Origin of the sequence: Legionella sp. MW5194, assembly GCF_016864235.1 — a bacterium.
Taxonomy (GTDB): domain Bacteria; phylum Pseudomonadota; class Gammaproteobacteria; order Legionellales; family Legionellaceae; genus Legionella_C.
Genome location: NZ_CP045732.1, coordinates 586,800 through 600,454 on the forward strand (window position 1 = coordinate 586,800; position 13,655 = coordinate 600,454).

The window sequence follows — 13,655 nt, forward strand, 5'->3', positions numbered from 1 at the left end:
TATCTCCTTGTGTGACCGGACACATGGAGGAAGGGTTATGCCGTTATCCCCCATGGTCTGATTTTGCTTTTTTTAATTCGCGTTTCAGTTGCCTACGAAATTTCTGATAATCCACTTCCAGCGCATGACGTACACTGGTCTTGAAACGGGAGCGGGACGCTTTGATTTCCCGGCTAATTTTAGTACTCAAATCCCTGGGACGGGGCAAGGAACCGGCGATAATTTTGGACGCAATTTTGGCTTGGTAGTCCGCCAGCGGCCAGATGCACCCTTGGGGCTGAAACAAGCCAATAAAATACAGATTATCCCATGTGGCATGCATCATTTTTCGATAAAGCGGAATATGGGTCAGCTGGCTGTAATCAAGAAACGACTTGTCAAAAAAAGGGAAACTGATTTGATAGCCTGTGGCAAAAATAATCACATCAAACTCATCCTGACGGCCATCCACAAAATGCACGGTATTGCCTTCAAAACGGGCAATGCCCGGTTTTGGAAAAATTTTGCCGTGACGAATAAAATAAAGCAATTCAGAATTGATGGTGGGGTGAATGGCCAGCGGCCTGCAATGTGGCTTTTGTAATTTGTATTTCGGGTAGCGGCCCTGCAGGATGCGGATAACACCGGCAGCCAAAAGCTGTTTGGGCCAATCGGGTATCCAGCGAATTTTGTTAAAGGCAATGTCCGTCGGTTTGCCAAAGATGAATTTTGGAAAAATATGTTGACCCCGACGCATGCTGATGCAGGTTTTAGGCGACAGACGTGAGATTTCAACGGCAATATCACAGGCGGAATTGCCGCCGCCGACAACCAGAACCCGTTTGTCTTTAAAGGGCGCTGCTTTTTTATAATGATGGGCATGGAGGATTTCACCGCTAAACTGCCCCGGGTATTCCGGCATGCGCGGATCCCAATGGTGCCCATTGGCAATCAGCAGGTAATCAAACTCGCGCTCATGCAATCCGTCCTGATTGCGATAAATAACCCGCCATTTTTTATCCTGTTGCAACTCTATTTTTTCTACGGTGGTATTGAAAGCGATGTATTCGCCAATGCCAAAATGCTCGGCATATTTTTCAAAATAGGTCAGAATTTGCTGATGGGAGGGGTATTCCGGGTATCCGGGCAGCATGGGAAAGTCTTCAAACTGTGAAAGGTATTTGGAGCTGATGATGTGAGTGGTTTCATAGACGCTGGAATGCTGGTTATTTTCATCAAACACCCAGTTGCCTCCGAGACGTGCGTTTTTTTCAAAAACCTGAAAATTGGTTAACCCCTGCTCGAGTAAATTTTTAGCCGTTGTAATACCGCTTGGGCCTGCGCCCACCACACAAATACTGGGTGAATCATTACCTGGTTTCATAAAAATACTTATTTCAGTTTAAATTTTAGTGCTGTCGAGCCGTTTGAGACTTGTGCATGACAGCCAGAATATTATTCAGCATGAGCTGTTGAATCTCTTTGTTTTTCTCAATGGTGAAATGGTTAACGCCCACGTTTTTTAACGTGGTCACGTTGATGTTATCCACCTGGGTATGCTGAGGATCGGCAGCCTTGACGCGAAGGCCGCTAAACATGGGAACAAAAGACGGTTTGTAGAGATTAATCACATGCTTGACGTTGGGGGGTACGGCTAAGGGCGATACGGCATCAACGGTAATCAACAAAGCGACCGGAATATTGGCGGCATTCAAGATACGGGCTACTTTAATCTGGTCATTGGCACCCAGGGAGTGACCGACTAAGATAACCGGCGGTTGTAAATGGCCGGCGCGGTATTGCTTTACGATACTTTTTCCTAATTCACTGGATCGAAACCAAACCGTGCTTTCCGTTTTAATGTGATGGTTTTTTTCAAGATTAGCCTGCAGTTGATTCATGCCGGTGCTAAAGATACCTCCCAGACCGCCCCGCATGACATACACACTCGCTGCCCGGTTGCTTGCATTGGATTTCCCTGCAATGGTGCTCCGGGTGGTTGCCAGATCCAGACATCCGACTAACGACAGCGTTGCCAAAAGCAACCCGACAGAAAAAATCGCAGGGCTGTTTTTTTTTCGATTATTCCTGTTCATCTCAATTGTCTTATCGCAAAGAATAAGTTGATTTTACCTAAATTCATAACGAGATAAAACCTAAATCAGGCCTTGGCAAGACACTGTCTGCGTCCAAAGCAAATGAAAGGAAATAACAATTTGCCAATTAAATGCACATGTCTCGCTTTTCCTTAAGGTTTACATAATGTTCAGACAATAAAATAACGGCTTTGGTAAATAGCGTTCTGGCCTTTTAAAGCAGAGGCTCAGGGCGCAGAGAGGCAGTATGCAAACTAAATCAGAAAGCACGAGTGACAAACAACATTACATCGGCGTGTTTATTAAAGACACCAAAGAAGGGCCTGGCCATGCCTCGATCTGTACAGTGAAAAAAAAAGCGGATGGCGAAACCAAAGTCACGCACACCAGTATTTATCCTGGACCAGTTGGCTCTTTGATTAACGGCATGCTTTTTGGTTCTGTTCCCGTTCGGGCGATGTTGGCAAGAACACATGAACAGGATTTGGATGAATCCGATCATGTGCTGTTAAAACCCGTGGATGAAACAGCCTATAAAGAGGCTAAAGCCACTCAACAACAAATTGAGGATCGTGCCTCCAAAGGGCATACGATGTATGGTGTATTTGGCAAATTCAATCCCCTGGCTACCATGACGTCCAGAGTGTTTGAGGCGCATAAAAGTGCTCACAAAACCATCAGACATTATCAGGATCATTTAGGTGTGCATCCCCCTGAGGACATGTGCGGCATTGTCGTTTATCCGAATCATTCCCATGTTGTCGAACCGGTGGAAGTTCATAATTGCACCTCCACGGTGGGAGAAGTGTTGCGTGGTGCCGGTGTGGAAGTGCCCGAGACGTTAGTGCCTTCCTTTTATACACCCAGGTTGGAAAATACCGGGTTTACCCGCATGGATAAAAAAGAGTTCACTGGCCGCTTTTTCGACAGTGCAACGTCAACCTCTGAATCATCTTCGGATTTCCCAAGTTCATTCAAGCCCTCCTCCTCCAGCCTGTAATGATTGGCCATTCACCCGTCTGTTAACAGGTGAATGGTCTGGCTTTCAGTTCAATTTGGCGCCTGAATGCTGAAGTTCGTCCGCGAGACCGTCAGGCGTAATTCCCCAAGGCTTATTGGTTTGAATGTTAGCTCCTCCCGCATTTAAAACATCAGCCACCAGAGTGCTGCAATTGGTTACCTTAGACGGCGGAGCAGGCAATTGCCGCTGTTTCTCCATATGCAAATGAATATCGATGGGATCATAAGCAATGAAATGAAGCGTGTCATGAAAAAATCGGGCCACATCAACTCGGGGCAGTAATTGGTAACGCATGCGATCTTCAGCAATGTCTGCTTTCACCTGCTGAAGCCGTTGATGCATGGCATTGATATCAAGATGATCAATTTCAAATGTCAAATCCGGCTGTTTGGGTGCTCTCTCTGCCTGGGTGAAAAACGGCGGTGTCTCCATGTCGTTTGTAATCATTTTTTGATCGGCGCTGGCTTCCAATAGCATATCCTGCGTCAATGATTCCGCCATATCCGCTTTAAGTGGCAGGACGGCGAGTGGGCCCATGGAAGGAAAATTCTGCGGGTGGATGCTGCCGTAATCGCCCGCATCATCGGCATTGAGTTTAGGTTCTGAACCACCAATTTGAATCGCGGCATGTCCTGGCCCATTCACTGTCTTAAGCCATATATAAACATAGGAGTTCGGTCGCTGTTTTGATTGAGGCTTTGTCGGCGATACATCGGTTGAGGCGTCGCTGTTTGGAGGATAATCCTGTTTATCTGCGATTTTTTTGTCTAATGGTGCGGTGATCGATTTGTCAGGAACGATATCGAGCGTGCGGTGTTTCTTTCTGGTACCAGAAAAGTAGGTGGTAAGCCATTCAAACATGAGTATTCCTTATCGGCAGGGTCAGTTAACCATCTGAGCAGAATGAATTGCTAGCGATGGTAACCTGTGGTTGATTTTTACTCAAGGCATTAGCAAAAAATTAAACATTTATCAATTCAACGGGTACAGTAACAGGCGGGGTCTGCCATAAACTTAATACATAACCGCCACTGCCGGAGCCGGTCGGTTTTACAGCCAGTGCCCCGTGATCATAGAGCATAGTCATGTGCTGGTACAGCGTTTCACTGACTAATCCCCATTGTTTAAAGCATTCTCCCCCCAAACGAATAGCCTCAGCCAGTAAGGGTAATGCCTGGTCATCCACGCGGCCAAGCGCTTGTCGGGCCTTATGGACGGCCTCTTCCATTAAATCATCAATTCGCTGGGCTTGCTGTTTATCTTTAGCCCAAAGGGAGTTCACCTGTTGAATGCAATGCGAGGTAATGCCAATTTGGTCACAGGACGATAAATACCAATGAGGTTGCCACGTTTGCTGAACGGGTTCAACCTGGCCGTTTTGAAAAAAAACAGGCTTATTGGCTGCCACACCGGCAATGTCTAGGCCGCTGCTTTGACCATGAAATAAATTTTCCAATTGCCGGGCAAAACGGGCAATGTCCTCTGATTGAATCAATTGTTGTGCGGCAAACCAACGCGCCATGGCCACGCATAGAACCGCGGAAGCACCCATTCCGACGCCGACAGGAATGTTGCTGTCCAAGTGAAAATGCCCGGTGAGTTGATGAAGCGACGTCCCAAGCAGTTGATGGCCATGCTCAAGAACACTCCAGAACAACATTCGCATTTCAGCACCGCTGCTGCCTTCGCTGTCCGCACTTAGCTTTGAGGGAGAGGGGGTGTATCGCAGGAACAGTTTTTTTTCCTTGATTGGAAAGACTAAGGCGCCCTTGCCGCGTAATACGGCATGCTCACCAGCGAGAATCCATTTACCATGGGTTGCGGTCTCAAAATCATAATACATCGTAATGTCCTGCTAAACGATCCTGCTTGAATTGCCGGGCCATGTCCGCCTGATCATCACGGTAGAGTAAATGGATGTTAGGTCCTGCATCCATGGTTACCAGCGGGCCGTCACCCTCACGTTGCCAAAAATCCTGCAAGTCGTTAAGGACTTTATTTCCTTCGTCAGTCATGTAGGTAAAAGGGTTTTCGCAGGTTGAAAATAGACGGTGCATGTCTTGAAATTCCCGCCAACAGATTTCATAGGCGCTTTTCCAGTCTTTTGCATGAAAGGCATTCAATAAGTCAGTTAAGTTGTCTGAAGCCCGTTGACTGCGGTTGGGATAAAATGGGCTGCTTTTTATCATACGGTGGGCCTGGCTTGAAGGCACCTCCTTTTCGGCATGGCTGATAATCACCACCTGGTGAATCAACTCCGGGTAGGGTAACGCTATTCCCTTCACCGCCTCCCCCTCCCAAATGGCCCAGGGTGAAAAAAAAGAGCGGCAGGAAGAACCGGACCCGACACGGCTTAGCTTTGCCTGCTCTTCCATTGGTGGCAGCGGTTGGTTGCTTAATTCACTTAATGCTTTCACCGCGCATAAGGTAAGGGCTGCAAAACTGGAGGCTGAGCTGGCAAGGCCGCTGCCATGGGGAAAATTATTTGATGAACGCACAAGAAACGCGCCCTCGTAATCAAAGCGCTTTTTTAGAAAAGCAAGGTGTTTTAGGTAACGCTGCTGTGCCGGTTGAGAAAGACTGAATGGTTTTTGTCCGGGGAATGGCAAAGGTTCCCAGACGTCGTCTTTGCCGTGATGTTGCTCGAGTTGTACACTGGTTAGGAGGTTATTCAGTGTATAAGACAGGGATGGATTATCAGGAATATTGTGTCCCTCATCCTGTTTTCCCATGTATTTAATCAGTGCAATGTTTGCTGGGGCTTGGGCAAACCAGGGCATTGGTAGTCTCCTTCGCTTAATGGCCTTTGGCGTCATTCCATAAAATTTTATGCAATTGAATCTGGAAGCGGACAGGCAATTGATCCTCTATTATCCAATCGGCCAGGGTGGTGGGATTCATTTCCTCCCAGCTTGGTGAAAAAAGAATCTCTACCTTGTCAGTCAATTGGTATGTCTCGATGATTTTGCATGCCCAAAGATAATCTTCTCGACTGCAGATGACAAATTTGATTTGATCAGTGGCTTTGAGGTAAGGAATATTGTCAAAACGGTTTTTACTGCACTCGTTGGAGTCGGGCGTCTTAAGATCCATGACCACCATGACCCGTGAGTCTACCCCCGCAATGTCTCGTGCGCCACTGGTTTCCAGCGAAACCTGATAACCTGCATCGCAGAGATGGGTTAACAGAGGAATGCAGCCAGGTTGTGCCAGGGGCTCGCCGCCAGTGACACAGACACGGCGGCAACGATAACGGCTGATTTCGTCAAGAATGTCGATAATGGGCTTTAATTCCCCACCTGAAAATGCATAAGCCGTATCGCAATACTGGCAGCGCAGGGGACAGCCGGTTAAGCGAATAAACACGGTAGGAAGACCTACCGTGGTGGATTCGCCCTGTAATGAGTGAAATATTTCCGTAATTCGTAATTGATTGATTGCACGGCTCATGAGGCATTAAGCGATTTTAATTTTGCCGCAGCCAATTGGGCTGTGGGGGTGTCAGGGTAATTGCGGATAACCTGCTGTAAGCGGCTTTTCGCTTCAGCAGGTTTGCCGGAAGCAGCGAGTGCATAACCAATTTTCAAGCTGCAGGCGGCCGCCTTGCTGGATGTAGGAAACTGTTTCAGTACCACGTCAAAATGCTGAATCGCTTCAGGATAATTTTTCTTGACCATGTACAGTTCACCTAACCAATAATGCGCATTGGCAGTGTATCCTCCCTGAGGATAATTGGTCACAAAATTTTTCATGGCGGTTAACGCGTCATCAAATCGTTTGTTTTTAACCAGTTCGTAAGCGGCAAGGTAACTGATTTGCTCATCAGCGGGGTTGCTTTTACCGGGAACAGCGGCTGCAACGGGTGTTGGTGTGGGCTGGGGAGCGGGTGTTGCCACCGGCGTCGGAGCCGGTTCGGGTGTTTTAACCGCCGGTGCGGTGCTGCCCATGGATAATTCAGTGGGTGCCGCCGGGGTGGAAGCCTGGGCTGATTTGGCCACGGCAGGATTATTTCTTAACCGGGCGTCCAAATCTTTATAAAAAGCCAATTGTTGTTGTTGCAATAATTTTAAATCATGGGCCTGCACTTCAAGTTGGCCTCGCAACTCCTGAATTTCCTGTTGCATGCCTTGAATTTTGTCCAAGAGTTCTGCATTGTCGCCGTTACCCTGGTTGTCATCCTTTGCCAGAGGAATTTCTTCATCCATGTCCAATTGTGCTTTGGCAACAGACTGCTCCATGGCAGCCTGTTGTTCATCAAGGATTGCAAAATTTTCGCTGTCATCCACCACGGGTGCTTCTGCATGGCTATGCAGAGGCAGGAGGCAACAGAAAAACAGTGCAAGCAAGCGTTGATGTGCGCTCATCATCGGGTGGCCTCGTAAGTAAGCTCAACACGTCGGTTTTGACGGTGAGAGGCTTCGTCATGACCGTAGTTGGCTGGACGCTCTTTACCATAGCTGACCACACGGATTTGGCTGCGGCTTACACCGGCCATACGCATCAGTTCTGCCACGGTGTTGGCACGTCGCTCGCCCAGGGCAATATTGTACTCGCGGCTGCCGCGTTCGTCGGTGTGACCGGCCAGCAGGATGCGTGCGCCTGGATGGGACTTCAGGTAGTCAGACTGGGCATCAAGAGAAGCCATGTATTTGGGATTGAAAGTACTGTCATCATAAGCAAACAGGTACAGTTGGTTATGAGGTGCCTGGGTCGTGTAGGATTCACCAGGTTCTTGACCTGCAAATCGACTAAATTGCCCCAAACCGTGAGCTGATGCTTCGCTATCACCCATCATGTCTGCGCTACCCGGTGTTTTTTTCGCACAGGCAGCGAGCAGGACGATGCTAGCAGCAACAAGACCCAGTTTTAGAAACGATTTGCCTTTCATCCTTTTCTCCTTGTTATTCGTAATATACAGATAAGTTAAAGCGCCACAATGGCGGGTCATTGTACAATTGTTTTCACTATTTCGCCATCAACAAACGCAAATCAGGCCAGGTTTTTGTTATTTGTGCCGATCATGGCGGATATGGCTGACAATAAATTCCGTCAGCTCCGCTGTAAACTGCACGGTGATCTGATTGGCGGCCATCACACCACCGTAAGGTGTATCGGCTGGACAGGGGATTTTAAAGCGAAAATCGCGTGAAGCTAAAACCTGGTTGTCGTTGATGCGGGTAAGAACAGCCTTGGCAACGAACGCCATGGTGCTGGGGCAGGTCAGGAAATTTTGTTCAAGCTCGATTAACTGGGTATCGAGACGGTAATCGGTTTTATCCGAGATGGGGCTTGTGGCGACGGCGTAAAAATAGCCGCTGCGCTGCAGGCTTTGTGAAATGAGCGGGAACAGCATGTCAGCGGGCGGCTCTATCCATGCATTGTGAACAAAAGGCAAGACTTCAAAGGGTTTTTTGACATAAACCATCTGCGATGTGTCGTATCCTGACACAGCTTCCGGTGCGGTCACCAGAATGGATACGCGACCCGCAGGACGTCCATACTGCTTCTGGCTATAAGCATCCAATTTGTACTGGTTGGTCACCGACTGCTTGACAGAGCACCCGCCAAGCAGGGTCAGAATCAGTGAAGCAATAAGCACTTTTTTCACGTCTATTCTCCCGGACCTGGTTTTAAGGGTTTGGTGCCCCGTATGAGTACCGATGGATTTTGCCGCATCTGGTTGCTGACTTGCTCGAGATTGGCGGCAATGGTATTTAGCCGCCTTAACAGAATAATGGCCGGCGGAATGGTTTGCTGTGAGATCTTGTCGATGGTGGATTTGCCGGAGTCCATGGCCAAAGAAACCCTGTTTCCTGCATTGGAAATGCTGTCAGCCATGCGCGTGATGTGGGTGATGCTGGTTTTGAGATCCTGGCTTAAACGCGGCAATTCCTTACTGACCTCGGCAATGTTTTTCACCATGATGTCGGTATTTTCAAGGGTGCGGTCGATGTGTTGTTTGTTTTCAGCCAGCACGCCAGTAAATTTTTCAAGGTTAACCAGGGTGTTGTGTAGGCTTTCCGCATTTTTTTTATCAAAAATGCGTTTAATCTCGACACTCACGCTGTTGATATTCTCAGACACTTCTTTAAGCACGCTATCGAGTTGATTAAACAGTGACGGGCGCGCTGGAATAATCGGGTAGGGTTCCTTGGGGATTTTTTTTAAGGGCGTCAGATCAGACGAGGTGGCTGACAACCCCACGTAGGTGGTGCCGGTGATGCCCTGGGAAATTAAGGTGGCTGTGGTGCTGGTGGTAATGGGGGTGCCGTCTTCGATGTCCAGCAGGATTTTAACCTGTTGCGGGTCAAGGCGGTTTAATTCAATTTTTCGCACATAACCTACCTGCACCCCATTGTATTTAACCGGTGATTCTTCACTCAGACCCGATACAGCCTCATGGATATAGACGGCGTAAATGGTGTATTTTTTTTGGTCAAATCCAACCGATAACCACAGCGCGGCTGCAAGCAGCGCCGCGGTCAGGATCAGCACGGTTAAGCCGACCATGGTGTAGTTGGTTTTCGCTTCCAAAAGGATGCTCCTGTAGTTCTATCTCACCAGTTTAGAGTTTACTGAAGTAATCGGCAATTAGCGGATGAGGATTTTTCTGCAATTCTTCAATGGGTGCGACCGATAAAATCTTCCCTTCACCGACAAAGGCAACGCGATCCGTGATGCTTTTTAACGATTGGATATCATGGCTCACCATCACCACGGTGAGATTCAAGGCATCCCGCAAAAAACGGATCAACTCATCAAACTGCCTTGCGCTGCGTGGATCAAGACCGGTTGTCGGCTCATCAAGAAACAACAATTCGGGATCCATGGCAATGGCCCGGGCCGCCGCTGCCCGCCGTTGCATGCCGCCGCTTAACTGAGCTGGAAATTTGCTGGCAGATTCTTTGGGAAGGCCGACCATAGCGATTTTAAGCATGGCCAGTTCGTCCATGAAATTTTTTTCAAGATCGGTAAACTCGCGCATGGGAAACGTGATGTTTTCCAGTACCGTCATGGCTGAGAAGAGGGCGCTATGCTGAAAGAGCATGCCCCAACGCCTGCGAAGGGCGTCTGCCTGACGGCTGTCCAGCGTTGATAAATCCTCACCAAAAATTTTAAGCGTGCCTGCTGTGGGCTTAAGCAGCATCAGTAAACTGCGCAGTATCGTGGTCTTGCCGCTGCCGCTGCCGCCAATGATGGCTAAGATTTCCCCTTTTTGCACGGTTAAATTGACATCGGTATGCACCCACTGTCCGGCGAGGCAGTTTTTTAATCCTTCAATTTCAATGATAGGTTCGGCCATTTAAATACCCATCCAGCTGTAAACCACGGAGAAAATGGCATCGGCAATAATGATAAGAAACAAAGCCTGCACGACACTGCGGGTGGTCTGGCTGCCGACACTGTCGGCATTGGCCTCGACTAAAAAACCCTGAAAGCAGCCGACTAATGAAACGATTAAGGCAAACGCCGGTGCCTTATAAAGGCCAAGCATCAATTGATCAAGCCCTACCGAGTCTTTAAGGCGCGCCAGAAAATCAACGTAACCGACATTGAGCATGGATTTCGACATCATCATGGCACCGATGATACTGAAAATATCGGACCAGAAAATCAGTAACGGGAAAATGAGCAAAAGGCCCATGACTTTGGGCATGACCAATAATTCGACCGGCGATAAGCCCATGGTGAGCAGGGCATCAACCTCTTCGTTGATTTTCATGCTGCCGATTTGGGCAGTAAAGGCTGAGCTGGTGCGGCCTGCGACAATAATGGCGGTAATTAAGGGGGCAAATTCGCGAAAAATGGCCATGCCCGATAGGTAGGCGATGAAAATGTTGGCGCCGTAGGTCTGAAGCTGCAGCCCCATCTGGTAGGCCAGTACCACCCCTATCAAAAAAGACAGCAGTCCGACAATGGGTAGTGACTGAATCCCTGCGGAATCGATGATGGAGGCGATACTGGGAAATTGAAAACGCCGCCATTGCGCGCAGGCTTCGAAGAATTTGGTGGTTAAATCGCCCAAGAGAATGATAAAGCCATCGGCCTGATTGAGCTTATGCACCGTCTCCTTGCCGATACGATGGAGAATATTCTCCTGTTTCACCGGTGGAATTTTGTATTCAATGGCTTCGTGCTTGGATTGGATCAGTTCCAGTAACGCGTGTTGTTCTGGATTAAAACCAATCAGTTGGGTTGCTTTGCCGCGTGATTTAAAGATGGCCATGCAATGGATCAACGCCATAGCCCCAGCGCTATCCAACTGCGATAAGTCCGCGCCGCTGATGGTCACTTCCGGGTCATCGGGTAATGCAATGGTATGAAAGGAGTCAACCAGCCCATCCAGTTTGAGAACAGACCAGGGGCCTTTGCAGAGGAACGCCTTTTTTTTCTTGTTGAAAACAAACTCAGCCGCAGCCGCTCGTTTAGCCATAATTGTCATTTACACGAGAAATAGCCTAGGATAATACGAAATCCCTTGCGTTCGCAAAAAACGACGTGATTTATTTAAAACGCTGGCAAACCCTGCTTTGGAGTATCGATCCGGGTTATTTTCAATTAAAGCAAGCCGTTAAAACACTGGTGGCTATTCTTATCGCGTTGTGGTTTATGCGTCATGAAACCCGGTTAACACAGGTCATGGCGGCTTTTGCTGCCGGCATGTCCATGCAGGGTATCGTCGCGACCACCTGGCTGTCGCGTCTTTATCAGGTTTTGTTATTTAACAGCCTTTATTTTGCGCTGTTCATTGTGGGGCTGCTGATACGAGACTCGCAGGAACTCACTGCCGTTGTCCTCGTGATTTTAGGATTTGCGGTGAACTATGCCCGGCGGTTCGGCCTGCAAACCAGCATGGCGCCGATGATTGCCTGGATGCTTTGTTTTGTGGCTACAATCCTGCCGTTTCAATCAACGACCCAGGCCCTGTTGCACATTTACGGCTTATTGGCTGGTTTGTTAATCGCGGCCGCGGTCATGATGCTGCTGTTTCCGCAAAATTACCGGTATTTATTCATTAATAACAGCAATCAACTGTTTAAGACCTTGGGACAAGGGATGCTGGATGTGCGTCGTTATCTGTTACTTGGGATGAAGGCCACGGATTTTGAAACCCTGCCTTTTGCGAAAATTAAAACCAGTTTGCATCACTTGCTCGACAGCAACCAGACCATTGAAGAAAACTGCGATCTGGATGATCAAAAAAGGGTGGATGATATCCTTATTCATCTCTACGTGCTGGTTAATGCTTACCTGATGATGCTCGAGGCTTACCGTGCCCTGCATGCCAAAGCATACCCGTTGTCACGCGCCGGCCGTTGCTGCTTAAGTCGAATCAGCAAGCAGTTTGCTCATTTATTTTTTAGAATGCGTATGCGAGGTAATTTCCTGGTGGCGGGCAGCACAATCAAAGTCGACATCAACACGTTGGCTGAAAAATTCAATGAACGGTCATTACGCGATCCTACGCTGGTGATTGCTCTTTTGCATCTCAAATTAAGCTTTACCCTGATTAACCGGCATGTCTGCGAATTGGTACGGGGCAATAATGGAACTTAGCGGAACAACACGCATGGCCTGGCAAACAGCCATTGCCATCAGCATTGCGGAGTTAATCAGCCTGACTCTGAATCTGGAACGAGGATACTGGACCACCCTGACCGCCATGGTGCTGACCACCCAGACCTGGGGAGAAAGCGTGAAACGCTCCCTTGAACGGGTCAGCATGACCATTTTAGGCGGCGTGGTCGGGACAATGCTTTATTTTCTACTCCCGCCTGAGAGTGCCCTCATCCCGGTGATACTTTTAATTTTTGTGTTTTTTACCGTGTTTTTTTTCCCCATCTACCACCTCCTTGCCGTCTTTGCCTTGACCGGCTTTATTGTCTTTTTGTTTGCCATGATCGGCGCCTGGAATCTGGTTTTACTGGAGGAACGTATTCTTGATACGGCTTTGGGGGCATTGATCGCCGTGCTGGTGGGCTGCTTTTTTTTACCCGTTAAAACCGACATTGCCGGCTTGTTTATTGGTCATTTTGAAAAAATGAAGGCGTCGTTAAGCCTTGGCTTTCTTAACCAGTCGCCGCTTAGCTTACCCATCATCAGTTTTCCTCTGGCGGCTGATTTTCAGGCCATTCGCAAAAAGGCCATCGCCATTCGTTACGAAGTGTTGTTTCATTATATCAATCGCCATGATTTTGGTGTGCTGCTAACCCAGACGGCGATTTGTACTCAATACGTGGTCGGGGTGCTCGATGCATACCAGTGGCTAATCAATTATTTAAGCCGGGAAGACAAACAACGTATCCGGCAAGTGGTGGAAACCACCCAGCATAATATTGAAACCTTAATCAAACAATTAAAACAGGAGCCGCATGACGCGATGAAGCCACCCTGTGATATGATTGAACTGGTTACCAGGGCCATTGAAGAAGACCCGACGCGCTTTGCTCATCTCGACAATCAGGGGTTGGGTTATTTTAATCTGATGCATTTTTTTACCCGGTTAAATACTCGGTTAAATGACATTTACAGGCTGCTTGACAAAAGCAAGGATTAGT

The 13,655-nt window shown here is 48.2% G+C and carries 15 protein-coding genes; 3 read left to right on the plus strand and 12 right to left on the minus strand.

The window, feature by feature from the left end; translation table 11 throughout:
• Positions 1 to 43: 43 nt before the first annotated feature.
• Positions 44 to 1,363: an NAD(P)/FAD-dependent oxidoreductase gene (locus tag GH742_RS02815; RefSeq protein ID WP_203456060.1), complete on the minus strand. Its 1,320-nt coding sequence runs from the start codon at positions 1,361 to 1,363 to the stop codon at positions 44 to 46.
• 25 nt (positions 1,364 to 1,388) lie between these two features.
• Positions 1,389 to 2,075, minus strand: a complete 687-nt coding sequence (locus GH742_RS02820; protein WP_203456061.1) for a hypothetical protein — start codon at positions 2,073 to 2,075, stop codon at positions 1,389 to 1,391.
• A 247-nt stretch (positions 2,076 to 2,322) separates the two neighbouring features.
• Between GH742_RS02820 and GH742_RS02825 the strand changes: the two genes are divergently transcribed.
• The gene (locus GH742_RS02825) at positions 2,323 to 3,075 is read left to right on the plus strand and encodes a hypothetical protein (protein ID WP_203456062.1); all 753 of its coding nucleotides are present in this window, start codon (positions 2,323 to 2,325) and stop codon (positions 3,073 to 3,075) included.
• A 45-nt stretch (positions 3,076 to 3,120) separates the two neighbouring features.
• On the opposite strand, the gene GH742_RS02830 is transcribed toward GH742_RS02825, so the two are convergent.
• From GH742_RS02830 to GH742_RS02875, 10 genes are all read right to left on the minus strand, one after another.
• Complete coding sequence (locus GH742_RS02830) at positions 3,121 to 3,957, minus strand: hypothetical protein (protein ID WP_203456063.1); 837 nt, start codon at positions 3,955 to 3,957, stop codon at positions 3,121 to 3,123.
• Positions 3,958 to 4,057: 100 nt separating this feature from the next.
• Positions 4,058 to 4,939: a mevalonate kinase gene (locus tag GH742_RS02835; RefSeq protein WP_203456064.1), complete on the minus strand. Its 882-nt coding sequence runs from the start codon at positions 4,937 to 4,939 to the stop codon at positions 4,058 to 4,060.
• Positions 4,929 to 5,876, minus strand: a complete 948-nt coding sequence (locus tag GH742_RS02840) for a diphosphomevalonate/mevalonate 3,5-bisphosphate decarboxylase family protein (protein WP_203456065.1) — start codon at positions 5,874 to 5,876, stop codon at positions 4,929 to 4,931. Before GH742_RS02840 ends, GH742_RS02835 begins: the two co-directional genes overlap by 11 nt.
• Positions 5,877 to 5,892: 16 nt before the next feature.
• Positions 5,893 to 6,546, minus strand: a complete 654-nt coding sequence (gene queE, locus GH742_RS02845) for a 7-carboxy-7-deazaguanine synthase QueE (protein WP_203456066.1) — start codon at positions 6,544 to 6,546, stop codon at positions 5,893 to 5,895.
• The gene (gene ybgF, locus GH742_RS02850; protein ID WP_203456067.1) at positions 6,543 to 7,463 is read right to left on the minus strand and encodes a tol-pal system protein YbgF; all 921 of its coding nucleotides are present in this window, start codon (positions 7,461 to 7,463) and stop codon (positions 6,543 to 6,545) included. The genes queE and ybgF overlap by 4 nt, the downstream gene beginning before the upstream one ends.
• Complete coding sequence (gene pal, locus GH742_RS02855) at positions 7,460 to 7,984, minus strand: peptidoglycan-associated lipoprotein Pal (RefSeq protein ID WP_058530409.1); 525 nt, start codon at positions 7,982 to 7,984, stop codon at positions 7,460 to 7,462. The genes ybgF and pal overlap by 4 nt, the downstream gene beginning before the upstream one ends.
• Positions 7,985 to 8,101: 117 nt before the next feature.
• The gene (locus tag GH742_RS02860) at positions 8,102 to 8,704 is read right to left on the minus strand and encodes an ABC-type transport auxiliary lipoprotein family protein (RefSeq protein WP_203456068.1); all 603 of its coding nucleotides are present in this window, start codon (positions 8,702 to 8,704) and stop codon (positions 8,102 to 8,104) included.
• Between the two features lie 2 nt (positions 8,705 to 8,706).
• The gene (locus GH742_RS02865; RefSeq protein WP_203456069.1) at positions 8,707 to 9,630 is read right to left on the minus strand and encodes an MlaD family protein; all 924 of its coding nucleotides are present in this window, start codon (positions 9,628 to 9,630) and stop codon (positions 8,707 to 8,709) included.
• A gap of 31 nt (positions 9,631 to 9,661) precedes the next feature.
• The gene (locus GH742_RS02870) at positions 9,662 to 10,399 is read right to left on the minus strand and encodes an ABC transporter ATP-binding protein (RefSeq protein WP_203456070.1); all 738 of its coding nucleotides are present in this window, start codon (positions 10,397 to 10,399) and stop codon (positions 9,662 to 9,664) included.
• Complete coding sequence (locus GH742_RS02875) at positions 10,400 to 11,530, minus strand: MlaE family lipid ABC transporter permease subunit (RefSeq protein ID WP_203456071.1); 1,131 nt, start codon at positions 11,528 to 11,530, stop codon at positions 10,400 to 10,402. It lies immediately after the preceding gene.
• Between the two features lie 65 nt (positions 11,531 to 11,595).
• Between GH742_RS02875 and GH742_RS02880 the strand changes: the two genes are divergently transcribed.
• Both GH742_RS02880 and GH742_RS02885 read left to right on the plus strand, forming a co-directional pair.
• Positions 11,596 to 12,654 (plus strand): hypothetical protein, encoded by a 1,059-nt coding sequence (locus GH742_RS02880; RefSeq protein ID WP_203456072.1) that lies wholly within the window; start codon positions 11,596 to 11,598, stop codon positions 12,652 to 12,654.
• Positions 12,644 to 13,654 carry an FUSC family protein gene (locus tag GH742_RS02885; protein WP_203456073.1) on the plus strand — a complete coding sequence of 337 codons (1,011 nt, stop codon included), beginning with the start codon at positions 12,644 to 12,646 and terminating at the stop codon, positions 13,652 to 13,654. The genes GH742_RS02880 and GH742_RS02885 overlap by 11 nt, the downstream gene beginning before the upstream one ends.
• The last annotated feature ends 1 nt before the right edge of the window (position 13,655 follow it).